This is a genomic window from Halomonas sp. SCS19, assembly GCF_040147015.1.
GTDB classification, from domain to species: Bacteria; Pseudomonadota; Gammaproteobacteria; order Pseudomonadales; family Halomonadaceae; genus Halomonas; species Halomonas litopenaei.
The window spans coordinates 1,824,541-1,847,986 of record NZ_JAMSHN010000001.1 but is presented as its reverse complement, the minus strand read 5'-3'; the positions used below and the strand labels follow the sequence as shown (position 1 = coordinate 1,847,986).

Sequence of the window (23,446 nt, the reverse complement as noted above, 5' to 3'; positions counted from 1 at the left end):
GGATCAGACCGCGTCGGAGCCGCGCTCGCCGGTGCGAATGCGGATGACGTCTTCCAGCGGCGTGACGAACACCTTGCCGTCACCGATCTTGCCGCTGTTGGCCGCGTTGCAGATGGCTTCCAGCACGCTGTCCAGTCGGGCCTCGTCGATCGCAACCTCGACTTTCACCTTGGGCAGAAAGTCGACGACATACTCGGCGCCGCGGTATAGCTCGGTGTGGCCCTTCTGGCGGCCGAAGCCCTTGACCTCGGTCACGGTGATGCCCTGGACGCCGTTGTCGGCCAGCGCCTCGCGGACGTCGTCCAGCTTGAAGGGCTTGATGATGGCGGTGATCAGTTTCATGGCATGGCTCCCTACGTGCATAAGGTGGCGGCTTGTTTCCGCTCGGTGCATGGATATCTATGCATAGCGATATACGTGCCATAAATTTGGCAAAAGCTTTGTTTACAATGGCTTGTGGTTGTTTTGGAAAGCAAGAGACGAAAAACACCCGCGAGTTTGCGGCACTGCATCAAAGTTAATGCACTGTTTTGGTGCTGGCGCGCATTGGTGGTGCGTCATTGGCGAGCATGCTGTGTCGGGTCGCGTGCCGGGGCGCGTGTAGGTATCAGGGAGTCGCCAATGCGCCGGGCGCCAATGGGCAAGGGCCACGAAGCATGCGTTGGGCGCCCGGCTTGCGTATCCTGTCGGCAACGGAGTTCCCATCGACGTTTCAAGGAGAGCCATCATGGTCAGTCAGGATCGCATCAGCCGTTTGGCACAGCAGATCGGCGAGCGCTTGCAGGGCGCCTCCCAGGCCCCGGAAGACATCCAGAAGGGGGTCCAGCAGGTGGTGCGTGGCGCCTTCGATCGTCTCGAACTGGTGTCACGCGAGGATTTCGACATCCTCATGGACGTATTGCAGCGCACCCGCTCCCGGGTCGAGGCGCTGGAAAAGCAGGTAGCGGCGCTGGAGAGCCTGGTCGAGGAACGTGCAGCGCCCGCTGGCGAAGCGACCGCGGCGCCTGCCGTGGCCGAGGAAGCCGCCGAGGTACCGGTGCCGCCGGTGCCGGAACAGGGCAAGCAGGACGAGGCGTCGAGCGGTTCAGCCGACAAGCCCTCCGCCTGAGGCTTCGGACGCAGAGCGTCACAAGATATGCCGGCCCGCCCTGGCGGGGGGCTGGCATGGGGCGCCGGTGAGGTGGGCGTGCTCTACTGGTCATGAGCCTTCCGTCAGGCAGGGAGCCCATGACGCTTGCCATCATTGCCACCCGTGCGGGACTGGGGCTGGACGCCCCCGAGGTGCAGGTCGAGGTACACCTGGCCAACGGCCTGCCGGGCATGACCCTGGTCGGCCTGCCCGAGACCGCAGTGCGCGAAAGCCGCGAACGGGTGCGCAGCGCCCTCGCCACCTGCGGCCTCGACTACCCGCTACGCCGCATTACCCTGAATCTTGCTCCCGCCGATCTGCCCAAGGAGGGTGGACGCTTCGATTTGCCCATCGCGTTGGGTCTGCTGGTGGCTTCCGGCCAGTTGCCCGCCGCCGCACTGGAGGGTGTCGAGTGTGCCGGCGAACTGGCCCTCGATGGCCGGTTGCGGCCGGTAGCCGGCATGCTGCCCTTCGCCATGGCCACCCGTCAGGCTGGGCGGCGCCTGATCCTGCCCGAGGCCAACGCCGATGAGGCGGCCCTGGTCAATGGACTGGAGGTGCTGCCGGCGGCGCACCTGCTCGACGTCGTCGCCCACCTGGTCGGGCGCATTCCCCTCGTTGCTCACCTACCCGTCGCACCGCCGCAAGACGGGCCTGCGGCGCTGGATCTGTGCGATGTGCGTGGCCAGTATCAGGCCCGGCGAGCGCTGGAGGTGGCGGCGGCGGGTGGGCACAACCTGCTGTTTGCCGGGCCGCCCGGCACCGGCAAGACGTTGCTGGCCAGCCGACTGCCCGGGCTCTTGCCGCCGCTTGGCGATGACGAGGCGCTGGAGGTAGCGGCGATTCGCTCGGTGTGCGCGCTTCCCCTGTCCGATGGCTTTGGCCGTCGTCCGTTTCGCTCGCCTCACCACACCGCCAGCGCGGTCTCGCTGGTCGGTGGCGGCTCGCGTCCGCGGCCCGGCGAGATCTCGCTGGCCCATCGCGGCGTGCTGTTTCTCGACGAGCTGCCGGAGTTCAGTCGCCAGGTGCTGGAGGTGTTGCGCGAGCCGCTGGAAAGCGGCGAGATCCATATCGCTAGGGCCAGCCACGAGCGACGATTTCCTGCTCGTTTTCAACTCGTTGCCGCAATGAATCCTTGCCCCTGCGGCCATCTGGGGGATCCGCGTCAGGACTGTGTATGCACCGCGTCCCAGATCCAGCGCTATCAGGCGCGCCTGTCCGGCCCCCTGCTCGATCGCATCGACCTGCAGGTGGAGGTGCCGGCGCTGCCGGTGGAACAGTTGACGTCGCATCAGCCGGGGGAAAGCACCGAGATGGTGCGCCGACGCGTGATGGCGGCGCGTCAGCGTCAGCAGCAGAGGGGAGTGCTCAACGCCCAGCTCGCCGGGGCCGCGCTGGAGCGAGCCTGCGCCCTGGAGGTGGCCGAGCGCACCTGGCTGGCGCAGTCGCTTGAGCGCCTGCGGCTGTCCGCCCGGGCCTACCACCGGGTACTGCGGGTGGCGCTGACCCTGGCCGACCTGGCCGGGCGCGAGCGTCCGTGCCGTGACGACCTGATCGAGGCCATCGGCTATCGACAGCTGGATCGGCTGTTGCGCAAGGGCTGACGGGCGCCGCACGGTCGCTCCATGCACCCGTTATCGCCAGGCATAGCGCCTGCCCGGGTCCAGGCTTCGCCCGAGAAGTTGACGAGCGCAGGCACTTTTCAGCAAGCCCTAGAGCGCGTCGGCGTCGAAGGCGCCGCTGATGACCGTGGACCACAGCGCGGCACCGTCGCCGGGGCGGCGCAGGCGGAGTTCGAAGCGGTAGGGCAGAAGCTCCCGGTCAGACAGCGTCAGGCGTGGGCCATCGGCGATCAGTCGGCTGTCGACCAGCCATTGATTGGTATCGGCGGCGGGGGTATCACCGGGCTGCCAGTCCAGCACCTGGGGGCCGTCGTCGATCGCCAGCAGGCCACGGGTCAGGCTCTCCTGGACGCGGCCGACGCCAAGCTCCAGCCTTTCGTCGACCTTGGGCGGGGACAGCAGCAGCACCTGATCGGCCAGGGTTTCCCCTGCCAGGGCCGGCGCCTCGGCGACCCGCTCGGCCGCCTGTTGGCCAAGGCCCAGCAGCGCCTGGCGCAGCGTCTCGGGGCGCTCGGGGGCGCTGGCACAGCCGGCCAGCCAGACCAGCAGCACCAGCGCCAGCCAGGGCAGCAAGGAGGAGTGGCTGCCGGCGCGGTGTACCGTCTGTCGGGTCAAGCGTCTGGGCATTGAGATGACATCCTTTTCGGTAGAGGCCCTTCACTGAGCTGTTGTTCCAGAAATTGGCGCACTTCGGCGAAAAGGTCCAGGCGGATGGCCTCGGCCTCGTTGACCAGATGGTGGCGGGCTTGCGGGTGACAGCAGATGTGCGCGCCGGGAAACTTCTTGCCGAGTACCGCCAGATTCCAGGGCCCGTCCACCGTCAGGTCCTTCTCGCCTTGCAGGATCAGGGTCGGTAGCTGGCACGGGGGCAGCTGCATCAGGCGGGGCATCCAGCGGCGCATGGCGCTGACCCAGCCGGTGGGCAGGCGCACGGGCTGGAGCGGGTCCTGTTCGCGCAGAAAGGTGGCGAAGTCGTCATCATTGGTGTTCGCCCGAAACTTGCGCGGCACGCTGGAGACAAAGGGGCTGACCAGGCGATGGACCCAGGCTGCTCGGGTCCAGCCCCAGGGTCTGACCAGGGGCGCCAGCAACACCAGCGCCGACCAGTGGCCGTCATCGCCCCGGCTCAGGGCATCGGTGGCCAGGATGGCGCCGCCGGTGCTCTGACCGACGCCGACCCAAGGTCCCTGGGCCAGGCCGGCTTCGCTCAGGTGCTGCTGCAGCGTACGCAGGCAGTCGCCGTAGTCGGCAAAGTCGTCGATGTCGGCACGATCCCCACTGGACAGCCCGTGTCCCGGCAGATCCCACAGCACCACCGTGAGCTCGAGTTCCAGCAGCAGCTCGAGCAGGTGGCGGTACAGGCCCAGGTGGTCGTAGTAGCCGTGAACCACCACCGCGGTGCCCCGAGGGCGGGGCGGGCGCCATACCTGAGTCCACAGGCGGAAGCGTGGCGTCTCGATATTACCCGCGTGCAGCGTTACCCCTTCGGTGAGCAGGACATCGAGCCGATAGTGCGCCAGATAGCGTTCAAGGGTCGTTGCCATGGCCGGGGCGGCTGTCGCCACCAAGCCTTCGCCTTGTCTTGCCACCGGGGTCAGCCGTTCGATGGTCTCAAGGGGCGTGTAGTCGGTCATAGCGTCCTCCGCTGGGAAGGGGCGGTGGCGTGCGTTGCTCGGCACTCGGTTGTGCTGGGACGGCCAGATGGCGTGGAGGGTAGCGTCATCACCCTGCGCCTGGTTGCACCCTGACCGATCGTTGGCCACCTGCTTCTTCTGACACCGTCCGGAGGCCGTCGTTGCTCACCTGTGCCATGGAGGTATGGCCTTCGGCGTCAGATGAGGGAGTCGCCAGCACACGTCAACACCTTCCTGTCTGGGCTTCCTTGCCTGTTCCATGCTAGCGACCCAGCGAGTTCGGCACCACTGTTTCCCAATCGACAAGGCCCTCGACAGCTCATCATTTGGTCTAGCCTTGAGCGGTAGAGCGGGGTTTTCGGTTTACAAATGGAATGATTTTCCACAAAATCATTCTGGAGCAGTCACCTTTTCCCCTGTCCGGCTGGAAGGTGCCAGGGGGGCACCCAAGGCCCAACGAGGAGCTAGACCCAATGACGCAACGCATTTCTCGCCATCGCCTGCAGGTGGCCGCCGAGCTGGACCAGTTCATCACCGAACAGGCGCTGCCTGGCACGGGGATCGATGCCGATGCCTTCTGGAAGGGCGTCGATGCCATCTTCCACGACCTGACGCCGACCAACCAGGCCCTGCTGGCCGAGCGCGACGCGCTGCAGCAGAAACTCTCGGCCTGGCACAGTGAGCACCCGGGGCCGGTCAACGACATGGCCGCTTACCAGGCCTTCCTCAAGGAAATCGGCTATCTGGTCGATCCGCCGGCCAAGGTCGAGGTGACCACCGAAAACGTGGATCGCGAGATCGCTTCCCAGGCGGGCCCCCAGCTGGTGGTGCCGGTGAACAACGCACGCTACTCGCTGAACGCCGCCAACGCGCGTTGGGGTAGCCTCTACGACGCTCTGTACGGTACCGACGTGATCAGCGAAGAGGATGGCTGCGAGAAGGGCTCGAGCTTCAACCCCAAGCGCGGCGAGAAGGTCGTGGCCTACGCCCGCAATGTGCTGGACCAGGCGGCACCGCTGGCGACCGGCTCCCACCGTGACGCGGTCAAGTACTTCCTGCGCGATGGCCACCTGGTGGTGTCTCTGGACGGCGGCCGCGAGACCGGCCTGAAGGATCCGGGCAAGCTGGTGGGCTACCAGGGCGACGCCTCCGCGCCGAGTGCCGTGCTGCTGTCCCACCATGGCCTGCATCTGGAAATCCAGGTCGATGACAGCCACCCCATCGGCAAGACCGACCCGGCCCACGTCAAGGACGTGGTGGTGGAAGCCGCGCTGACCTCCATCATGGACTGCGAAGACTCCGTGGCGGCGGTGGATGCCGAGGACAAGGTGGGCGTCTACGCCAGCTGGCTGGGCCTGATGAAGGGTGACCTCACCGCCGAGGTGGCCAAGGGCGGCAGTTCCTTCACCCGTCGCCTGAATCCGGATCGTGACTACGTCACGCCGGATGGTTCCGAGTTGACCCTGCCGGGACGCTCGTTGCTGTTCGTGCGCAACGTGGGTCACCTGATGACCAACCCGGCGGTGCTCGACGCCGACGGCAACGAAATGCCCGAGGGCATTCTCGACGCCATCATGACGTCGCTGATCGCCCTGCATGACCTCAACAAGGGTGACGATCAGCCGCGTAACTCTCGCACCGGCTCCGTCTATATCGTCAAGCCGAAGATGCACGGTCCCAAGGAAGTGGCCTTCGCCAACACCCTGTTCGGGCGTGTCGAAGACCTGCTGGGCATGGCCCGCAATACCCTCAAGATGGGCATCATGGACGAGGAGCGCCGCACCTCGGTCAACCTCAAGGCCTGCATCAACGAGGCCACCAGCCGGGTGGTGTTCATCAACACCGGCTTCCTCGATCGCACCGGTGACGAGATGCACACCGCCATGGAGGCGGGCCCCATGCTGCGCAAGGGCGACATGAAGGGTGCCGACTGGATTCAGGCCTACGAGCGCAGCAACGTGCTGGTCGGACTGGCCTGTGGCCTGCGCGGACGCGCCCAGATCGGCAAGGGCATGTGGGCCATGCCGGACCTGATGGCGGCGATGATCGAGCAGAAGATCGGCCACCCCAAGTCGGGCGCCAACACCGCCTGGGTGCCGTCTCCCACCGCTGCAGCGCTGCATGCCCTGCACTACCACCAGATCGACGTGGCCCAGGTCCAGCGCGAACTCGAGGAGCTGGACGAAAGCGAGCAGCGCGATGATCTGCTCAAGGCGCTGCTGACCGTGCCGGTGGTCGCCTCCGCCGACTGGAGCGACGACGAGATCCAGCAGGAGCTCGACAACAACTGTCAGGGCATCCTCGGCTACGTGGTGCGCTGGGTCGAGCAGGGCGTCGGCGCCTCCAAGGTGCCTGACATCCACGACGTGGGCCTGATGGAAGACCGCGCTACCCTGCGGATCTCCAGCCAGCACATTGCCAACTGGCTGTACCACGGCGTAGTCGACGCGGCGCGTGTGGAAGAGACGCTCAAGCGCATGGCCAAGGTGGTGGACGGTCAGAACGAAGGCGACCCGGCCTACACCCCGATGAGCCCTGACTTCGACAAGTCCACCGCCTTCCAGGCGGCCAGCGACCTGATCTTCAAGGGGCGTGAGCAGCCGGCCGGCTACACTGAGCCGCTGCTGCACCACTGGCGTCAGGTCCACAAGGCGAAGTAACACACTCGGGACGCCACCGAGTACGCCAAGCAAACGCCGCGATCCAGGCGGCGTTTCCCTGGACACACCCCCGGGACTCCCCGGGGGTGTGTCGTTGTGTCGAGGGGAAAGCCCACAGCAGCGAGGGCGTTGAGGCGTCGTATCCGGGCTTGAGTTATGGTGAAGCTATCACGAGCCGGATTGCCTTCAGGGAGAGAACCATGACCGTGATGACCGCCGCCGCCATCGAGGATTTTCTGGACGACGTCTTTCCCCAGCGCATGGGCACCATCGAAGCCGTCTCGGAGATGCGGGCCACCATGAGCCTGGCCATCGAGGATGAACACTTGCGGCCCGGCGCCAGCGTCTCCGGCCCGACCATGATGGGACTGGCGGACGTCTGCCTGTACGTGGCCATCCTGGCCCAGATCGGGCCGGAGCCCATGGCGGTCACCAGCAACCTCAACTGCCACTTTCTACGGCGCGCCCGGGGTGATCGCGATCTGATCGCCAACGCCCGCTTGATCAAGCTGGGACGCCGCCTGGCGGTGGGTGAGGTGGAGCTGTTCTCCGACGGAGACGAAGCGCCGGTGGCGCACGTGACGGCGACCTACGTACTGCCCGATAACGACTGAGAGGCTATCTCACACGCGGGCTCGCCATAGTCCCCAGGCTAGCGCCAGCCAGCCAAGCAGCAACAGCACGCCGCCGAGCGGTGTGATCAGCCCCAGTGGGCCGAGCCCGACGCCGTAGAGCCCGGCCAGGGCCATGGCGTACAGCGAACCCGAGAACAGCAGGATACCTGCCGACCACAGCCTCAGTGCCGTCAGCTGGGCGGCCAGCGGCTGCTGGGCCCGCCAGGCCAGCAGCGCCAGGCCTGCCAGGGTGTGCCAGGCCTGGTAGCGTACCCCGGTGGTAAAGGCGGCGGTCAGACGCTCAGGCAGGCGTCCGTCGAGGCCATGGGCGGCGAAGGCGCCGAGCGCCACCACCATGGCGCCGGACAGGGCGAGGGTGATCCACCAGTGACGATCCGGCATCGAGGCTCCTTGACGACGAGAGAGAGGAATCTGCCCTCAACCGTACCCCGCGGCGGCCCGAGCCGCTACAATGTTGCCCCCGCGACATCTTGATAATGAGGTGGCCATGCAGATTCAGCTAAATGGTGAGCCCCACGCCCTCGACCGTGAGCAGACCGTGGCGGAGTTGATCGACGCCCTGGGTCTGGGCGGGCGCCGCATCGCCGTCGAGCTCAACGAGGACATCCTGCCGCGCAGCCAGCACGGCGAGACCCGCCTGGCGGATGGCGATCGCATCGAGATCGTCCATGCCATCGGCGGCGGCTGAGGCGAACCACCCGCCAGTAGATACCGACGACTTTAGAGGTGCCGCTCGATGGCGGCCTGGTTCCGTTTCGTGAGAAGGACTTGAGCATGACCGACATCTTTCAGGACAGCCCGCTGCGGGTCGCCGACCACGCCTTTTCCTCGCGTCTCTTGGTGGGCACCGGCAAGTACAAGGACTTCGACGAGACCGGCGAGGCGATCGCCGCCAGTGGCGCCGATGTCGTGACCTTCGCGGTGCGTCGCACCAACCTGGGTCAGGAGGCCGGTGAGCCCAACCTGCTCGACGTGGTGCCGCCGGAGCGCTATACCCTGCTGCCCAATACCGCCGGTTGCTACAACGCCAAGGATGCCGTGCGCACCTGTCGGCTGGCGCGGGAACTGCTCGACGGCCACAAGCTGGTCAAGCTCGAGGTGCTGGGGGACGACAACACCCTCTATCCCAATGTGGTGGAGACCCTCAAGGCCGCCGAGACGCTGGTCGCCGATGGCTTCGACGTGATGGTCTACACCAGTGATGACCCCATCGTCGCCAGGGAACTCGAGGCCATCGGCTGCTGCGCGGTGATGCCGCTGGGCTCGCTGATCGGCTCCGGCCACGGCATCCAGAATCCGCACAATGTGCGCCTGATCATCGAGCAGGCCAAGGTCCCGGTGCTGATCGATGCCGGGATCGGCACCGCCTCCGAGGCAGCCCTGGCCATGGAGCTCGGTTGTGACGGCGTGCTGATGAACTCCGCCATCGCCCACGCGCGCCAGCCGGTGCTGATGGCCGAGGCCATGAAGCATGCCGTGCAGGCGGGACGCCAGGCGTTTCTCGCCGGTCGCATGCCGCGTCGCGGCGCCGAGGCGTCATCGCCGTTCGCCGGCCGCATCAACGCCTGAAGCCCGCAGGAGCGGCAAGGCCCAGCCTGCCGCTCCTGCTCAGCTTCCTCGCCCTGACACTTTCACCACGCCCCCAGACATCATCATGACCGACCAAGATCGCCCCGACGAGGGCAAGACCACCGGCCCGGAAGGACCGGACGCACCGCTGCATCGCCGTGGTATCAAGAGCTATGTGCTGCGGGCCGGGCGCATGACCCAGGCGCAGACCCGTGGGCTCGAGGAAGTCTGGCCGCGGCTGGGACTGACCCTCGCCCAGGGGCGCCAGGACCTCGATGCGCTGTTCGGCCGCCAGGCGCCCAGGGTGGTCGAGATCGGCTTCGGCATGGGAGCCTCGCTGATCGAGCAGGCCGAGACCCACCCGGACACCGACTTCATCGGGATCGAGGTACACGCCCCGGGCGTCGGCAAGTTGCTCGACGAAGCCGACAAGCGTGGGCTGACCAACCTGCGGGTCTACCGCGAGGATGCCCTGGCGGTGCTGGAGCAGTGCCTGCCCGAGGGCAGCCTGACCACCCTGCAGCTGTTCTTCCCCGACCCCTGGCCGAAGAAGAAGCATCACAAGCGGCGCATCGTCCAGCCGGCGTTCGTCGAGCTGGTGCGGACTCGCCTGGCCAGCGGTGGAACCCTGCACATGGCCACCGACTGGGAAGCCTACGCCGAATGGATGGCCGAGGTGATGGAGGCAGCCCCGGGCTACCTCAATACCGCGACCCCGGAGACGGCGCCCTATGTGCCGCGTCCCGACTTTCGTCCGCTGACCAAGTTCGAGGCGCGGGGCGAACGGCTCGGTCACGGTGTCTGGGACCTGATCTTCCGCCGCGTCGACTGACGCCGGCATCGGCGGCGCGGCCCTGGCCGCGTCGCCCGGCCGCCAGCGCCCACAGGGCGCCACCCAGCGACAGCACCAGTCCCGCCAGGCCCAGCCCATCCGGGCGCTCGCCGAACAGCGAAAGCGTCATCAACAGCGTCACCGCCGGGGTCAGCGCGATCAGCGCCGAGGTCGGGGTCACCCCGAAGCGCCCCAGACACGCCACGAAGAAGCCGTAGCCACCGAAGGTGGCCAGCACCACCAGCCAGCCAATGGTCAGCCAGGCGTCCAGCGTCGCCGGAGGTAGCGCCGGCAGGCCTGGTTCGAGCATCACCGCCGCCAGCATGAACACCAGCGTTGCCGCGCTCAGCTGCAGCGCCAGGCGGGTGATCAGTGACAGCGACACCACACCGCCATTCTCCTCGCCGGGCCTGGCGGTCGCCGGCGGCGTCAGGATGCTGCCGATCGATACCGCGGCGACCGCGACCAGCGGCAGCAGGTAGGCCCACCAGGGGGCGCCGCCGACGCTGCGCATGTCGCCAGCGATCATCGCCATGGCGCCGAGCGTCGCTACCCCCATGCCCCACCATTGTGCGCTGTCGCTGCGCTCCTTGAGCAGGTGCCGTGCCAGTAGCGCCGCCGCCAGCGGCTGCAGCGCGCCGATCAGCGCCGCCACCGAGGCGCTCACACCTTCGGCCACCGCCACCAGCATCGTCAGCAGGTAGACGCCCACGGTCAAACCACCGGTGAGCAACTCGTGGCCTGCCTGGCGCCAGCTCGGGCGATGCCCCGGATGGCCCAGACGACAGACCACCAGCATCCAGGCCAGCAGGGTTGCCAGGGCAAAGCGCCAGGCATAGAGCCCCATCACCGGCACGTCCAGGTCCACCGCCATGCGACTGCCGACGAAACCGCTGCTCCAGCAGACCACGAAGCCCGTGGCGACCATCAGGGCACCCGAGTGCTTGCCCAGCTGCCGGGGAAGCTGGTGGAGCAGGGGGATCAGGCGGGGTAGCAGCGTCTGCATGGGGCCTCCTTGAGCACGGGTGGATGACGGCAGCGCTGGATAGATGAAGCGCTGGATGAGCAGTCTGCCGTGGTGCTAGCCTTTCGAGTAGCGAAACGTTTTTCACGCTGACTTCAATAATGTTGAAGTCTTCGGGTAGGGTGGTCTGGCGCCATAGGGGGAGCAACGATGACCGAGAACACGGGAGCGGCGCTGGATCTGGAGGCGCTGCGCAGCTTTGTGACGGTGGCCCAGCAGGGCAGTCTGGCGGCGGCGGCGGAGTTGCGACACCGAACCGTCAGTGCCTTGAGCATGCAGATCAAGCGCCTCGAGCAGCGTCTCGATGCGCGCCTGCTGATCCGTGGGCCGCGCGGAGTGTCGCCGTCGCCGGCCGGCGAGGCCTTGCTGCAGGAGGCGCGTGAGCTGCTGCGCCAGCACGACGGCCTGGTGGCGCGACTGACCGGACAGGGACTCAGCGGGCGGGTGCGCTTCGGCATGCCGGAGGGCTACGCCCCGCATCTGGTCGAGCAGGTGCTGCCTGACTTTCTGGCCAGCCACCCCAATGTGCTGCTCGAGGCGGTCACGGCGCCCAGCGGAGAGCTGGCCCGGCGCCTGGAGCGCGGTGAGCTGTCGCTGGCGGTGGCGCTGGACCGTCCGCATCAGCTGACCAATGGCGAAACGCTGTGGCAGACCTCGCCGGTGTGGGCGGCGTCCCGTGAGTTTCGCGTCGCCGACGAGGCGCCGTTACCGCTGGCGCTCCATCCGCTGGACTGCCCATTCCGCTCTCTCGGGGTCGAGGCCCTGGAGAGTCAGGGGCGCGACTGGTACGCGGTCTTCACCAGTACCAGCATCCATGCGGTGGAAAAGGCCGTGGAAGTCGGCCTGGCCGTGAGCATCCTCGATCGACAACGGCTGACGCCGCGCATGCGCGTGCTGGATGAGGCCGAGGGCCTGCCCCACCTGGGTACCAGTGACGCCTGCCTGTACTTCAGCCGGCGCATCGCCGCAGCCTCTTGGCCGGCGGTGGAAGCCCTGGCGGGGCTCTTGCGCCAGCGTCTGAGCGGTGCAGGCCCCTGGGCTGCGAATAGCCGCGAGGCCAGGCCGCTGGCACTGGGGTGAGATGAACGAGAGCGGTGAGACGCAGGGAGCGGTGCGACGAACAGGAGCCAATGCCTTGGGGCGAGGTTGACCAGAAGCCTCGATGGCCAGAAAAAAGAAAACCGCTCCCGGGGGAGCGGTGAAAGGACCGTGACTAGCAATGAGGAGGAGAAACCAGATAGCGACTGGCAATGTCTGGTATCTGGCGCCGGCGACTCATCAACGCCGACAACCTCAGCGTAAATCATTCTCATTTTCTTCTTCAAGCGTAACGAGAATATTTTTTATTAAGGCGATGTTTCCGCTCACCCTCGCTAACTTTCTGCCAAGGGGGACGCATGCGAGGGGCGGCGCCAAGACAGCAGGCGAAACCGGGCAGAGGCTCGGGATGGCGGAATCAAGCGGTGGCAGGACGTCGTGAGCAACGAGGCGAAGGAGCGCTGGCCGCGGGACCGAACCAAGCGGCCATGAAAAAGCCGCTTCCAGAGGGAAGCGGCGAAAGGACCGTGACTAGCAATGAGGAGGAGAAACCAGATAGCGACTGGCAATGTCTGGTATCTGGCGCCGGCGACTCATCAACGCCGACAACCTCAGCGTAAATCATTCTCATTTGTTTCGTCAACACAAACGAGAATCTTTTTTAATAAAGCCTCGCCTGGCCCCTCAGGTCAGCTGCATCCACAGCGGCAGGCTGATCATCGCCGCCAGGGTCTGGGCGGTGATCAGTCCGGCCATCAGCTCAGCGTCCCCCCCCAGCTGGCGTGCCAGAATATAGGCGGAGGTGGCGGTGGGCAGGGCGGCGTACAGCAGCGCCACATCCTGGCTGACAGGGTCGAGGCCCAGCAACCACGCCAGCACCAGCACCAGCGCCGGCATCAGCACCAGCTTGACCAGGCTCGAGACCCACAGGCCAAGATCGCGCCTCAGCAGGGCCTGGGGTCGCAGTGCCACCCCTACGGCCACCAGCCCCAGCGGCAGCGCCGCTCGTCCCAGCAGCTCCAGGGTTCCCGCCGACCAGCCCGGCAGGCCGATACCCGAGAGATTGAGCCCGATGCCGATCAGGCAGGCGAGGATCAGCGGGTTCTGGGCCAGGGCGAGCAGTGAGCGCCATAGACCTGAGCGGCCGAGGGTGCCCGCGGCGATAAAGGTCAGCACGCACAGCACATTGACCGTGGGAATCATCAGCGCCAGGGCCACCGCTGCCACCGTGGCGCCCTGGGGACCGTGCAGCGCAGCGGCGCCGGCGACGCCGACATAGGTGTTGAAGCGCACCGCGCCCTGGAAGACAGAGGTAAAGGCGGCGGCGTCGAGATTCAGGCGGGGCTTGAGCCACCACAGCAGGGCGGAGAGCACCAGCATGGTGCCCAGCAGCACCAGGGCGAGCCTGGCCACCGGTACCTGGCTGATGTCCGCCCTGGCCAGGGTCGCCACCAGCATGGCGGGAAACAGCAGAAAGTAGATCAGGCGCTCCATGCGCGCCCAGAAGTCCCCGCCTGGGATGCGTCCGACACCCAGCACGGCGCCAAGCAGGATAAGCAGAAAAAGCGGGCCCAGGGCCGCAGTGATGGAGGCCATGTACGTTCCTTGTCCGGGCGAGGCCGGTGGCAGAATAGTGCGCCGTCGAGCGTGAGTAAGCGCGCGTTGACGGCTGCGACATTGTCGCGCAGGGGGCGTCGGAGTTTTGCTGATAAGCTTACCCTACGCCCATTCCCTTTGGAGGCAGCCCTCCGACATGCATTCGCGCCAGTCCCCAGCCTCGCGCGGCGCCCGTCGTCCTCGGCTTCGCCTGCTGATCACGGTGACCGTGGTCACCTTGCTGATCGCCCTATGGTACCTGCTGCGCTACGAGCTTGGCGATCACCAGGAGACGACCTGGTATCCGGCCGCGCCCGGCTGCGATCTGCACCAGGGGCCCTGCGGCGTCGGCCTCGAGGAGGATGAGCGGCTGACCCTGGCGATCCCGGTGGAGGGTGACATTCGCCCGCTGGAGTCGTTGCCCCTCGAAGTGCGCGTCGACGGCGTGGAAGCGCAGAACGTACGGGTGGTGTTCGAAGGGGTCGGCATGGACATGGGCGAGCATCGCTTCCACCTCGACGCCGTGCAAGGCGGCGAACCGGGCCGCTTTCAGGGGGTGGGACAGCTCGGCATCTGCACCCGTGAGCGCATGACCTGGCGTGCCCGGGTCAGCTTCGATGCGCCGCGTGGGCGTCTCGGAAGTACCTTCGATCTGGACGTGGAGCGAAGCCTGCCATGACTCGACGGCAACGACAGCAGCAACGACGACACGGCTTCGATCGACGGACCCTGGGGCTGGTCCTGGCGGCGGTGGTGATGCTGGCGGCGGCCCTGTTGTGGACCTTCAAGCCCTGGCAGCCCGCCGAGCAGGACGGGCTGGTCGCTGGTGAGATACGCCTGGCGTCGACCGTGGGCGACTTTGCGCTGAGTGATCTCGATGATGACCAGCTGGCGGTGATCTTCTTCGGCTACACCTGGTGTCCCGACGTCTGCCCCATGAGCCTGGCGGTGGTGCGCCAGGCGCGCCAGGCACTGCCCGAAGAGCAGCGTCGGCGGGTGGTGCCGTTGATGATTTCGGTGGACCCCGAGCGTGACACCCTGGAGCGGTTGTCGGAGTACCTTGAGGCCTTCGGCGACGACTTCATCGGCGCCACCGGTAGCCAGGCCGAGCTTGCCGATATCGGCGAGCGCTACGGCGTCGTCTGGCGCAAGGTCGAGACGCCGGAATCCGCCGTGGAGTATCTGGTGGATCACTCGGCCTCGCTCTATCTGGTGGACGCCAGCGGCGAAATCATCGAACGGGTATTGCATGCGCCGACCCCGGGGCCGCTCTCGGCGGCGCTGGATCGGGCGTTGAACTAACTTCCTGCCAAGCCTAGGCCTCTAGCCAAGCAGGCGCCTCAGGGCGCCTGCTGTAGCCTGTCGAGGGCGCTCAACCTGCCCACGCGCTTGGCAAATCCCTTGCCACGCCTCAGGGCGCTTCCTGCAGTCTGTCGACCATTTGCATCAGGGCGCTGACCTGACGACCGTCCCGGCTGTCATGCAAAGGGTCGCGCTGCCAGGTACTCTCGCTGAACCCCCACCAGTCCCAGCATCCCTTGGGATTGGCCAGGCTGGCCTCCGCCTGGGGGTAGAGCACCACCAGGTCGTTGCTCTCGGCGTAACGGTTCAGGCCGCTTGCCCGGGTGAATGGCGTCGCTGCGCCTTCATCGTCGTCCACGCCCATCTGGCAGCCATGCAGCGCCACCACCAGTGCGCAGTCGCCGCTCTCGCACTGCTTCGGCAGATAGACAAAGCCGGTGTCGGCGAGTCCCTTGGCGTCGAACTCGCTCTGGTCGAAGGCCAGCAGGCGCTGGTCGTCGGCCTCGCCGGCAGGCGCCAGATCGTCCCACCACCAGCCCAGCGCCTCGCCGGCCAGGTCCAGGCCGCAGTCGAGCAGGAAGGGCGCACCGCCCTCTTCGCAGTCGGCCAGGTCCGCCTCGCCAGCGGCGTCCAGCGCCGGCCAGCCGTGCCCCGCGCCGTCCTGAAACACCGCCTTCAGTTGCTCATCGTCGGCGAGCCAGTCACGCCATTGTCGAGCGGCGGCGTGTCCGACGTCGGGATCGATGGTGCCATCGTCCTCACCGTGCCAGAGATACACCTTGAGGTCGTCGAGCGATTCAGCGCTACCCGCGCGATCGAGCTCGCGGTAGTCCGCAAGGCGGCTGTCGATCGCCGCCAGGTCGGGGTCGCCAAGGCGAGTGAACATGCACTGACCCAGCGCCACTCCCAGCTCGCCCCGGGCACAGCCCCAGGGGCCGGCGGCGACCAGCCCGAGTGCATCGAAGCGCTCGGGCCAGGCCACCGCCAGCTGCGCGGCCATGTAGCCGCCGGACGAGACGCCGATGGTGGCCAGACGGTCCTTCGAGAGACCCAGCGCGGGCAGGGCGTCGGGGGAGTCGGCCGTGGCCTGAGGTGCCAGCACGAAAAACGCCAGCCCCGCGAGGAGGCTGGCGTTGGCACGACTAAGGTGAGTCATCGACTCAGCCTTCGTCGCTGGGGTTCACGTCAAGCAGCTCGACCTTGAAGATCAGGGTCTCGTTGGGGCCGATGGGGCCCTGGCCACGCGCGCCGTAGCCCAGCTCCGGCGGAATCACGACTTCCCAGGTGTCGCCCACGTTCATCATCTTCAGGGCTTCCTGCCAGCCCTCGATGACCTGGCCCACCTGGAAGGATACCGGCTCGCCGCGCTCGTAGGAGCTGTCGAACACGGTGCCGTCGATCAGCTTGCCTTCGTAGTTGACCTGCACGGTGTCGCCGGCCTCGGGGGAGGCGCCGTCACCTTCCTCGAGTTCCTTGTACTGCAGTCCGGAGTCGGTAGTGGTGACGCCGTCCTTGTCGGCGTTTTCGGCCATGTAGGCCTCGCCTTCCTGCTTGTTGGCGTCCGCCTGCTGGGCCATCTCTTCGGCACGTTGCTGCTGTTCTTCAGCACGCTTGGCCATGGCCTCTTCCTGGAACTTGGTCAGGGCGGCGGCGATCTCCTCGTCGGTCATGTCGAGGCCGTCGTCGGCGAACACGTCCTTGATCGCCTCGCTGAAGGCATCCGTGTCGAGGTCTTCCACGTCTTGCTTGATGCTCTGGCCCAGGGTCACACCCAGGCTGTAGCTAAGCTTTTCCTGGTCGCTCTCGGGGGCGGAAAAGGCCATGGGAGCGGCGCCCAGCAGGGCGATCAGGGAGGCGGAAGTCAGCAGTGTCTTCATGGAAATCCTTGGCTGGCGCGTTGGCCGTAGTGTGAATGTCGTTGTTGTGACTGTAACAGGGGCAAAAGGGTTCCGCACCCGCCGCGCGTTACCCCCTACGAGGCAGGCCCGGGCATGACCCGGGCCTGTGGTTGCGGCTGCGTCTGTGCTAGCCGTGATGAATGTGGCGCTAGACCACCAGGGTCGGACACTGCGCCGACCCCGACACCCGCTGGGCGACACTGCCCAGGATCAGGCTGGCGTCGCCGTTGGTGCCCTGGGCGCCGATCACGATCAGGTCGCACTCGCGCTTGCGGGCGAAGCGCACGATAGTGCGCGAGGGGCGGCCTCCCTTGACGAAGGCGCGCACCTTTTCCAGCGGTACTCCCAGTTCCACCGCGTGGTTCTTGGCATGCACGGCGATCTCCGAGGCGTACTCCTTGAGGGCATCGTCGGGCAGGTCCAGCTTGTCCGGGCGAACCATCGACAGGGAGGCCTCGAGCAGACTGTGGTGCTTGAACACGCACAGGATGTAGAGCTCGGCGCCGGTCAGGTACTGCAGCCCCACGGCCTTCTCCAGCGCCTTGAGGGCGCCCTTGGAGCCATCCACCGCCACCAGGATTCGATTGAACATCGGTCTCTCCTCAAGCTTGGTCTCCGCGCATCCGACAGACGCCGCCTAGCGGAAGGCGACGTCGCGCAGGAACAACGCAATCTGCGGGAACATGATCAGCAGGGCCGCGGCCAGGATCAGCAGGAACACGAACGGAGGTGTGCCCTTGATCACGTCCAGATAGGGCCGCTTGAAGATCGCGATGGCGGTGAAAATGTCGCAGCCGAAGGGTGGCGTCGCCGAGCCGATGGCCACTTGCAGGGTGATCAGGATACCCACCAGCACCGGGTCGAGTCCGGTGGCCTCGATGGCCGGCGCGAAGATCGGCGTCAGCACCAGGATGACCACGATCGGGTCGACGAACATGCAGGCGACGAAGAAGGCGATGCAGATGGCGATCAGCACACCCGTGGGACCCGCTTCGTTGATCCCGGCCGCCTCGAGCATGGCCTGCGGGATCTGGGCGAAGGAGATGATCCACGAGAAGCCGTTGCCCACGGCGACCAGGATGAACACCACCGCGGTGATCAGGCCGGTGGACTTGGCGATGGCGTAGATGTCGTTCATCTTCAGCGATCGGAACACCACGAACTCCAGCAGCACCGCGTACAGCACGCAGGCCGCGGCGGCCTCGGTGGGGCTGAAGATACCGCCGTAGATGCCGCCGACGATGATCACCGGGAAGCCCAGCGGCCACAGCGCCTGACGCACCGCGGAGAGACGCTCGCTCCAGGACGCCTTGGGCTCGGTGGGGACGTCGCGGATCACCGCGTAGAGCACGCAGTAGATGGAGAACATCAGCAGGATCAGCAGGCCTGGCCCGATGCCGGCGATGAACAGCTCGCCGATGGAGGTGCCCGAGATCACGCCATAGATGATCATGCCGATGCTGGGCGGGATCAGAAAGGCGATGTCACTCGAGTTGATGATCAACGCCAGGGTGAAGGAGTCGGAGTAGCCGGCCTTGAGCATGCGCGGGCGCAGCGGCGAGCCCACCGCCACCACGGTGGCCTGGGTCGAGCCGGACACGGCGCCGAACAGGGTGCAGGAGGCCGCGGTGGATACCGCCAGGCCGCCCTTCACGTGGCCGATGAAGGCCATGACCATGTTGATCAGGCGCTCTGCCGACTGGCCGCGGGTCATGATGTCGGCGGCGAGGATGAACATCGGCACGGCGATCAGCGAGGCCGGCCGGATGCCCGCCATCATCTGCTGGATCAGCGTGTCCATCTGGTCCAGGCCGTTGAACATCATGAAGAAACCGATGACCGCCGCGGTGATCAGCGGGATCATCATGGGGAAGCCCAGCAACAGCAGGGCGATCATGGTGGTGACCATTATGGTTGTCATTGGGGCTGTCCTCCTGCTGCCACCGTCGCGTCACTCATACTTCGGTCTCCGTATCCTTGTAGCCATCCAGCACGCCGGTCGACAGGTAGACGTCGCGGGAGGTCAGGTTCTTGATGGCGGTGAGCAGGTACTGGATACCGGTGATCAGAAAGCCCAGCGGTACCCACAGGTAGATCCAGAAGATCGGGATGCCAAGGGCGGGCAGAATGCGTCCCTTGTCATACAGGTCGACGATGTAGATCACCGAGTAGTACAGCAGGAAGAACATCACCAGAGAGGTAAACAGGGAGATGAAGATCATCAATGCCTTGCGGCCACCTACCGGCAGGGCATCGTAGATCGCCGACATGCGAATATGGCGCCCGTGGCGCGCCGCATAGCCGATACCGGCAAAGGTGATCATGATGATCAGAATGCGGTTGATCTCGCCGCTGAAGAAGATGCTCTCGCCGAGCACGAAGCGGCCAACGACGTTGGCGATGGTATTGGCCGCCATCAGCAGCACACCCACTGCAAGAATGATGGCTTCCAGCTTGCTGATCCACGTATCGATGGTGCCCAGAAAACCAGGCAACCCCGAGTGGTAGTGCTGTTCGGATTCTTCTTCGGTCATGATGGGATCCTTGGTCGGGAATTCCGGGAGAAACGCACGTACCTGTATCGCAGCGTACGCCCTCTGGGTCGCGGTTCGCAGCCATCTGGTCAACGCTGGATGCACGCAGCGCGCCTGGCGTGGCGGCGACTGTCGGGTCGCTATTCAGGGCTCTGGAAACACAAAAGGGGCAGCCGGGTAGGGCTGCCCCTTTCGGGAGCGATGGCTCACACGAGGATTACTCCTCGCCGGACTGAACCGCTTCCAGGTCAGCCTTGAACTGGTCGAGCAGTTCCTGACCGCCTTCACCGGTCATCTCGATGAACTTCTCCTCGACCTGCGGAGCGCGATCCTTGAAGGCCTGGATCTGTTCGTCGTCCAGGCGAGTCACGGTGACCTCGTCAGACGCTTCCTGGATCTTGCCGAGGGCTTCTTCGGCGAGGCCCTGGATGTGCTCGATGGTGGTGTCGTAGGCGGAGTCGGTGGCGTCCTGGACGAGTTGCTTGTCCTCGTCGGACAGGCCGTCATAGAAGTCCTGGTTGGCCATCATGGCGGTGGTGAACCAGCCGTGGCCGGTGAAGGTCAGGTTCGGGGAGACCTCGTACAGACCGCCGGACTCGATCCAGAAGATCGGGTTTTCCTGACCGTCGATGATGCCGGTCTGCAGACCGCCGTAGACCTCACCCCAGGGCAGCGGCGTGGGGGTCGCGCCGAAGGCGTCGTAGGTCTCCGCCAGCAGCGGGTTGGTCATGGTGCGGATCTTCTTGTTGTCGAAGTCCTCCGGCGAGGTGATCGGCTCGTCGGCGGTGACCACCATTTCCCCTTCCGGGTACATCTGCATCAGCTTCAGCCCGTGCTCGGCGTAGAGCTCGGGGAACATCTCGTTGATCGCCTTGCTCTCGTCGAAGAACTTCAGCACGGTTTCTTCGTCGGTGGGCAGCAGGTAGGGAATGAAGAAGATCTGGGCTTCGGGAATCAGCGCGCCGGTGAAGCCGGGAGACTGGTTGACGAACTGCAGGATGCCGTTCTGGGTCTGCTCCATGATGTCGTCGGATTCACCCAGTTCGCCGAAGCGGTAGACCTGGACGGAATGGTCGGAATTCTCCTCGACGTACTGCTTGAACGCCTGGGCAAAGACGTCCTGGACATCGCCCTCGTACTCTTCGTGGGCGTAGCGCCAGTTGTCGGCCATGGCGGTGGAGGAAAGACCCAGCATCAGGGCGCCGATGCTGGCGGTGGTCAGCAGCTGTGTTGCCTTCATTCTTGTGGTTCCTCTGCAGGTGTTGGAGCTATGGGCGGATCGCGCTCGCCTGTTGTATTGCTTCGTGTCTCGCTTCGGAATCTCGGACCTTGTGCTATTGGCGCGAACAAGATCGATCATGCAAAAAATGCAGGAATTCTCATGCAGTTAACGTCAGGCTAGCGCGCTGCCGGAAGAGGGTCAAGCTGGCTTTCCACGCTTCTTATGGCCATAAGTTGCGTTTTTTTCTGCCGTTGTTGGCTAGAAAGCAGCACATTTTCTAGACCTTGGAGTCTGGCGGGTATCGGCGAGAAAGCCAGTTCGTTCAGGCTAATTTTCATGAGCATCTGCAGGCATTGTTGCTCGGCTTCGAGCTCCGCCTGCTTGATCCGCGAGCGAACGCTCGCCACCTGCGGGTCGGCTTGCGCCTGGGGCTTCAGATCCCTGCGCAGTCGGCGCAGAGGCTGGGTGACCTCGCGCTGCCAGGCGGCGACCTCTGACGGCAGTGCACCTGCCTGGGCGCCCTGTTGATACAGCCAGCATCGCCACAACAGTTCACACACGTCCCAGCCGTGCTCATCCTGCAGCGTCAGGCAGGCTTGCTCGACGCCTGGCCGGGCATAGATTGCCAGGGCGAAGTCCCATAGCGGCGAAGTCGCCAGGCGAGGGCGCAGGCGAGCGGTGAATTCGGTAGAATCGGGGTCCAAGACGATATCCTTCTTTTATTAGAGAAGCTCGCGGGTGCCCGGCCCGGCGGGCTCATCCCGATGGAGCCGTGATGATTGCACTGCGCCAAGTAACCCTGCAACGCGGCGCCGAGCCGTTGTTCGAGGGTGCCGACCTGACCCTGCACGCCGGCCACAAGGCCGGTATCGTGGGCCCCAATGGCGCCGGCAAGTCCAGTCTGTTTGGTCTGATCCTCGGCGAGATCGGCGCCGACAAGGGCGCGGTCGAGATGAGTGGCGGCCAGCGCATTGCCCATATGGCGCAGGAAGTCGAGGCGCTGTCTCGCCCCATCATCGAGTACGTGCTCGACGGGGATGCGGAGCTAAGGCGTACCGAGGCTGCCCTCGCCTCTGCCCAGGCCGACGGTGACCATCACCGCGAGGCCGAACTTCACGGCGCCATCGAGGCGCTGGACGGCTACAGCGCGCCAGCCCGCGCGGCCCAGTTGCTGGTCGGGCTGGGCTTCGCCCAGCACGATCTGGACAAGCCGCTGTCGGCGTTCTCCGGCGGTTGGCGCATGCGAGCCAACCTGGCGCGTACCCTGTTCATGCCCTCCGACGTGCTGCTGCTCGACGAGCCGACCAACCACCTGGACCTGGACGCCCTGCTGTGGCTAGAGCAGTGGCTGACGCGCTATCCCGGCACCCTGTTGCTGATCTCCCACGACCGCGACTTTCTCGATGCGGTGTGTGACCACATCGTGCACTTCGATCGTCGCAGCCTGGTGCTCTATCGGGGCAACTACACCACCTTCGAGCGGACCCGGGCCGAGAAGCTGGCGCTGCAGCAGGCCCAGGCCGAGAAGCAGCAGGCGCGTCGCGAGGAAATCGAGAAGTTTGTCGCCCGCTTTCGCTACAAGGCGACCAAGGCGCGCCAGGCCCAGAGCCGACTGAAGATGCTCGAGCGCATGGGCGACATCGCCCTGGCCCACGTCGATTCCCCCTTTCACTTTACCCTGCCGGCGGCGGACAAGACGTCTCATCCGCTGCTGGTGATCGATGATGCCAGCCTGGGCTATCGTCGCGAGGACGGCAGCGAGCGCACCCAGCTGTCCGACGTGAAGCTGACTCTGCTGCCGGGACAGCGCATCGGTCTGCTCGGTCCCAATGGCGCGGGCAAGTCGACCCTGATCAAGTCGCTGACCGGCGATCTGCCGCTGCTCTCTGGCCGTCGGGTGCCCGGCGAGCACCTGGCGGTGGGCTACTTCGCCCAGCACCAGCTCGAAGGGCTCGATCTCAAGGCGACCCCCTTCACCCACGTGCAGCGCCTGTCGCCCCAGGCCGCCGACAGCGATATCCGCAACTTCCTGGGTGGCTTCGGCTTTCCGGGAGACGACGTGTTTGCCCGGGTCGAGCTGTTCTCCGGCGGCGAGAAGGCACGCCTGGCGCTGGCCCTGATTGCCTGGCAGAAGCCCAACCTGCTGCTGCTCGACGAGCCGACCAACCACCTGGACCTGGAGATGCGCGAGGCGCTGACCGAGGCGTTGGCGTCGTTCGAAGGGACGGTGATCGTGGTATCCCACGACCGCCACCTGCTCAAGGCCACCGTCGACGAGTTCTGGAAGGTCGCCGACCATCGGGTCGAACCCTTCGATGGCGACCTGGAGGATTACCGGGCCTGGCTCAAGTCACGCCTGGAAAGCGATCGTCGTGCGGCCAGGGAAGACAAGGCCGACAGGGCCGAGGCTGGCCAGGCCGCCCCGCGGGAGGATCGCAAGGCCTCGCGCCGTGCCGCCGCCGAGCTGCGCGAGAAGCTCAGGCCCTTGAAGCGCGAGCGGGACAAGGCCGAAAAGGCCATGGAGAAGGTCCAGGCTGAACTCGGCGAGGTGGAAGCGCAGCTCGGCGACGCCGAGCTCTACACCGACGCGGCGCGCAAGCAGGAACTGACCGACTGTCTGGCGCGCCAGGGCGAGCTCAAGGCGCGCCTCGAGGAGCTGGAGGCCGACTGGCTCGCCGCCGAAGAGGCGCTCGAGGAAATGAACGAGGCGCTGTCGGGCTGAGCCACGCTCGGTTCGATAGCGCCTCGGGT

The 23,446-nt window shown here is 65.9% G+C and carries 23 protein-coding genes and 1 pseudogene; 11 read left to right on the top strand and 13 right to left on the bottom strand.

Annotation, left to right across the window (positions count from 1 at the left end):
• Positions 1 to 3: 3 nt before the first annotated feature.
• Positions 4 to 342 carry a P-II family nitrogen regulator gene (locus tag NFH97_RS07940; protein WP_045993909.1) on the bottom strand — a complete coding sequence of 113 codons (339 nt, stop codon included), beginning with the start codon at positions 340 to 342 and terminating at the stop codon, positions 4 to 6.
• A 385-nt stretch (positions 343 to 727) separates the two neighbouring features.
• On the opposite strand from NFH97_RS07940, the gene NFH97_RS07935 reads away from it, so the two are divergent.
• A complete protein-coding gene (locus tag NFH97_RS07935) occupies positions 728 to 1,108 on the top strand; it encodes an accessory factor UbiK family protein (RefSeq protein WP_045993910.1) in 381 nt (126 codons plus the stop codon).
• A 119-nt stretch (positions 1,109 to 1,227) separates the two neighbouring features.
• The gene (locus tag NFH97_RS07930; protein ID WP_348827393.1) at positions 1,228 to 2,733 is read left to right on the top strand and encodes a YifB family Mg chelatase-like AAA ATPase; all 1,506 of its coding nucleotides are present in this window, start codon (positions 1,228 to 1,230) and stop codon (positions 2,731 to 2,733) included.
• A 108-nt stretch (positions 2,734 to 2,841) separates the two neighbouring features.
• On the opposite strand, the gene NFH97_RS07925 is transcribed toward NFH97_RS07930, so the two are convergent.
• Both NFH97_RS07925 and NFH97_RS07920 read right to left on the bottom strand, forming a co-directional pair.
• Positions 2,842 to 3,378 carry a hypothetical protein gene (locus NFH97_RS07925; protein WP_348815130.1) on the bottom strand — a complete coding sequence of 179 codons (537 nt, stop codon included), beginning with the start codon at positions 3,376 to 3,378 and terminating at the stop codon, positions 2,842 to 2,844.
• The gene (locus tag NFH97_RS07920) at positions 3,363 to 4,385 is read right to left on the bottom strand and encodes an alpha/beta hydrolase (RefSeq protein WP_052704447.1); all 1,023 of its coding nucleotides are present in this window, start codon (positions 4,383 to 4,385) and stop codon (positions 3,363 to 3,365) included. The genes NFH97_RS07925 and NFH97_RS07920 overlap by 16 nt, the downstream gene beginning before the upstream one ends.
• Positions 4,386 to 4,858: 473 nt before the next feature.
• Here NFH97_RS07920 and NFH97_RS07915 point away from each other — a divergent pair, with 473 nt between their 5' ends.
• Both NFH97_RS07915 and NFH97_RS07910 read left to right on the top strand, forming a co-directional pair.
• The gene (locus tag NFH97_RS07915; RefSeq protein ID WP_348827394.1) at positions 4,859 to 7,045 is read left to right on the top strand and encodes a malate synthase G; all 2,187 of its coding nucleotides are present in this window, start codon (positions 4,859 to 4,861) and stop codon (positions 7,043 to 7,045) included.
• Between the two features lie 200 nt (positions 7,046 to 7,245).
• Positions 7,246 to 7,659 carry a PaaI family thioesterase gene (locus NFH97_RS07910; protein WP_045993913.1) on the top strand — a complete coding sequence of 138 codons (414 nt, stop codon included), beginning with the start codon at positions 7,246 to 7,248 and terminating at the stop codon, positions 7,657 to 7,659.
• Between the two features lie 9 nt (positions 7,660 to 7,668).
• Here the strand turns inward: NFH97_RS07910 and NFH97_RS07905 are convergent, their stop codons facing one another.
• Positions 7,669 to 8,061: a DUF423 domain-containing protein gene (locus NFH97_RS07905; RefSeq protein WP_222568042.1), complete on the bottom strand. Its 393-nt coding sequence runs from the start codon at positions 8,059 to 8,061 to the stop codon at positions 7,669 to 7,671.
• Between the two features lie 106 nt (positions 8,062 to 8,167).
• On the opposite strand from NFH97_RS07905, the gene thiS reads away from it, so the two are divergent.
• From thiS to trmB, 3 genes are all read left to right on the top strand, one after another.
• Positions 8,168 to 8,368, top strand: a complete 201-nt coding sequence (thiS, locus tag NFH97_RS07900; RefSeq protein ID WP_181248714.1) for a sulfur carrier protein ThiS — start codon at positions 8,168 to 8,170, stop codon at positions 8,366 to 8,368.
• A gap of 86 nt (positions 8,369 to 8,454) precedes the next feature.
• Positions 8,455 to 9,249, top strand: a complete 795-nt coding sequence (locus tag NFH97_RS07895) for a thiazole synthase (protein ID WP_045993915.1) — start codon at positions 8,455 to 8,457, stop codon at positions 9,247 to 9,249.
• Between the two features lie 85 nt (positions 9,250 to 9,334).
• On the top strand, positions 9,335 to 10,081 hold the full coding sequence (gene trmB, locus NFH97_RS07890) for a tRNA (guanosine(46)-N7)-methyltransferase TrmB (RefSeq protein ID WP_045993958.1): 747 nt from the start codon (positions 9,335 to 9,337) through the stop codon (positions 10,079 to 10,081).
• Between the two features lie 58 nt (positions 10,082 to 10,139).
• Here the strand turns inward: trmB and NFH97_RS07885 are convergent.
• A pseudogene (locus tag NFH97_RS07885) lies at positions 10,140 to 11,009 on the bottom strand (DMT family transporter); the annotation flags it as partial.
• 246 nt (positions 11,010 to 11,255) lie between these two features.
• Between NFH97_RS07885 and NFH97_RS07880 the strand changes: the two are divergent.
• Positions 11,256 to 12,185, top strand: a complete 930-nt coding sequence (locus tag NFH97_RS07880) for a LysR family transcriptional regulator (RefSeq protein ID WP_045993916.1) — start codon at positions 11,256 to 11,258, stop codon at positions 12,183 to 12,185.
• 642 nt (positions 12,186 to 12,827) lie between these two features.
• Here the strand turns inward: NFH97_RS07880 and NFH97_RS07875 are convergent.
• On the bottom strand, positions 12,828 to 13,739 hold the full coding sequence (locus NFH97_RS07875; RefSeq protein ID WP_108131876.1) for an AEC family transporter: 912 nt from the start codon (positions 13,737 to 13,739) through the stop codon (positions 12,828 to 12,830).
• A gap of 157 nt (positions 13,740 to 13,896) precedes the next feature.
• Between NFH97_RS07875 and NFH97_RS07870 the strand changes: the two genes are divergently transcribed.
• Together NFH97_RS07870 and NFH97_RS07865 are read left to right on the top strand one after the other, a co-directional pair.
• Positions 13,897 to 14,418: a hypothetical protein gene (locus NFH97_RS07870; RefSeq protein ID WP_124805042.1), complete on the top strand. Its 522-nt coding sequence runs from the start codon at positions 13,897 to 13,899 to the stop codon at positions 14,416 to 14,418.
• On the top strand, positions 14,415 to 15,041 hold the full coding sequence (locus NFH97_RS07865) for an SCO family protein (protein WP_260425393.1): 627 nt from the start codon (positions 14,415 to 14,417) through the stop codon (positions 15,039 to 15,041). The genes NFH97_RS07870 and NFH97_RS07865 overlap by 4 nt, the downstream gene beginning before the upstream one ends.
• 109 nt (positions 15,042 to 15,150) lie before the next feature.
• Here NFH97_RS07865 and NFH97_RS07860 read toward each other — a convergent pair whose 3' ends face one another.
• From NFH97_RS07860 to NFH97_RS07830, 7 genes are all read right to left on the bottom strand, one after another.
• On the bottom strand, positions 15,151 to 16,197 hold the full coding sequence (locus tag NFH97_RS07860) for an alpha/beta hydrolase family protein (RefSeq protein ID WP_124805043.1): 1,047 nt from the start codon (positions 16,195 to 16,197) through the stop codon (positions 15,151 to 15,153).
• Positions 16,198 to 16,201: 4 nt separating this feature from the next.
• Positions 16,202 to 16,918, bottom strand: a complete 717-nt coding sequence (gene bamJ, locus NFH97_RS07855; protein ID WP_045993921.1) for a BamJ family beta-barrel-assembly machinery protein — start codon at positions 16,916 to 16,918, stop codon at positions 16,202 to 16,204.
• 169 nt (positions 16,919 to 17,087) lie between these two features.
• A complete protein-coding gene (locus NFH97_RS07850; RefSeq protein ID WP_045993922.1) occupies positions 17,088 to 17,531 on the bottom strand; it encodes a universal stress protein in 444 nt (147 codons plus the stop codon).
• Between the two features lie 45 nt (positions 17,532 to 17,576).
• Positions 17,577 to 18,860: a TRAP transporter large permease gene (locus NFH97_RS07845; RefSeq protein ID WP_045993923.1), complete on the bottom strand. Its 1,284-nt coding sequence runs from the start codon at positions 18,858 to 18,860 to the stop codon at positions 17,577 to 17,579.
• Between the two features lie 34 nt (positions 18,861 to 18,894).
• Entirely contained in the window at positions 18,895 to 19,473 is a 579-nt protein-coding gene (locus NFH97_RS07840; protein ID WP_045993924.1) for a TRAP transporter small permease, read from the bottom strand.
• Positions 19,474 to 19,690: 217 nt separating this feature from the next.
• Entirely contained in the window at positions 19,691 to 20,713 is a 1,023-nt protein-coding gene (locus NFH97_RS07835) for a TRAP transporter substrate-binding protein (RefSeq protein WP_108131873.1), read from the bottom strand.
• Positions 20,714 to 20,871: 158 nt separating this feature from the next.
• On the bottom strand, positions 20,872 to 21,399 hold the full coding sequence (locus NFH97_RS07830) for a TIGR02444 family protein (protein WP_240184267.1): 528 nt from the start codon (positions 21,397 to 21,399) through the stop codon (positions 20,872 to 20,874).
• 71 nt (positions 21,400 to 21,470) lie between these two features.
• Here NFH97_RS07830 and NFH97_RS07825 point away from each other — a divergent pair, with 71 nt between their 5' ends.
• Entirely contained in the window at positions 21,471 to 23,417 is a 1,947-nt protein-coding gene (locus NFH97_RS07825; protein WP_108131872.1) for an ATP-binding cassette domain-containing protein, read from the top strand.
• Positions 23,418 to 23,446: the final 29 nt, after the last annotated feature.

Coding starts and splice junctions, on each gene's coding strand:
- NFH97_RS07850 (WP_045993922.1), bottom strand. CDS start 17,531: ATGTTCAATCGAATCCTGGTGGCGGTGGATGGCTCCAAGGGCGCCCTC.
- NFH97_RS07905 (WP_222568042.1), bottom strand. CDS start 8,061: ATGCCGGATCGTCACTGGTGGATCACCCTCGCCCTGTCCGGCGCCATG.
- NFH97_RS07880 (WP_045993916.1), top strand. CDS start 11,256: ATGACCGAGAACACGGGAGCGGCGCTGGATCTGGAGGCGCTGCGCAGC.
- NFH97_RS07860 (WP_124805043.1), bottom strand. CDS start 16,197: ATGACTCACCTTAGTCGTGCCAACGCCAGCCTCCTCGCGGGGCTGGCG.
- NFH97_RS07920 (WP_052704447.1), bottom strand. CDS start 4,385: ATGACCGACTACACGCCCCTTGAGACCATCGAACGGCTGACCCCGGTG.
- NFH97_RS07840 (WP_045993924.1), bottom strand. CDS start 19,473: ATGACCGAAGAAGAATCCGAACAGCACTACCACTCGGGGTTGCCTGGT.
- NFH97_RS07925 (WP_348815130.1), bottom strand. CDS start 3,378: ATGCCCAGACGCTTGACCCGACAGACGGTACACCGCGCCGGCAGCCAC.
- bamJ (WP_045993921.1), bottom strand. CDS start 16,918: ATGAAGACACTGCTGACTTCCGCCTCCCTGATCGCCCTGCTGGGCGCC.
- NFH97_RS07845 (WP_045993923.1), bottom strand. CDS start 18,860: ATGACAACCATAATGGTCACCACCATGATCGCCCTGCTGTTGCTGGGC.
- thiS (WP_181248714.1), top strand. CDS start 8,168: ATGCAGATTCAGCTAAATGGTGAGCCCCACGCCCTCGACCGTGAGCAG.
- NFH97_RS07875 (WP_108131876.1), bottom strand. CDS start 13,739: ATGGCCTCCATCACTGCGGCCCTGGGCCCGCTTTTTCTGCTTATCCTG.
- NFH97_RS07825 (WP_108131872.1), top strand. CDS start 21,471: ATGATTGCACTGCGCCAAGTAACCCTGCAACGCGGCGCCGAGCCGTTG.
- NFH97_RS07865 (WP_260425393.1), top strand. CDS start 14,415: ATGACTCGACGGCAACGACAGCAGCAACGACGACACGGCTTCGATCGA.
- NFH97_RS07915 (WP_348827394.1), top strand. CDS start 4,859: ATGACGCAACGCATTTCTCGCCATCGCCTGCAGGTGGCCGCCGAGCTG.
- NFH97_RS07835 (WP_108131873.1), bottom strand. CDS start 20,713: ATGAAGGCAACACAGCTGCTGACCACCGCCAGCATCGGCGCCCTGATG.
- NFH97_RS07940 (WP_045993909.1), bottom strand. CDS start 342: ATGAAACTGATCACCGCCATCATCAAGCCCTTCAAGCTGGACGACGTC.
- trmB (WP_045993958.1), top strand. CDS start 9,335: ATGACCGACCAAGATCGCCCCGACGAGGGCAAGACCACCGGCCCGGAA.
- NFH97_RS07930 (WP_348827393.1), top strand. CDS start 1,228: ATGACGCTTGCCATCATTGCCACCCGTGCGGGACTGGGGCTGGACGCC.
- NFH97_RS07935 (WP_045993910.1), top strand. CDS start 728: ATGGTCAGTCAGGATCGCATCAGCCGTTTGGCACAGCAGATCGGCGAG.
- NFH97_RS07870 (WP_124805042.1), top strand. CDS start 13,897: ATGCATTCGCGCCAGTCCCCAGCCTCGCGCGGCGCCCGTCGTCCTCGG.
- NFH97_RS07910 (WP_045993913.1), top strand. CDS start 7,246: ATGACCGTGATGACCGCCGCCGCCATCGAGGATTTTCTGGACGACGTC.
- NFH97_RS07895 (WP_045993915.1), top strand. CDS start 8,455: ATGACCGACATCTTTCAGGACAGCCCGCTGCGGGTCGCCGACCACGCC.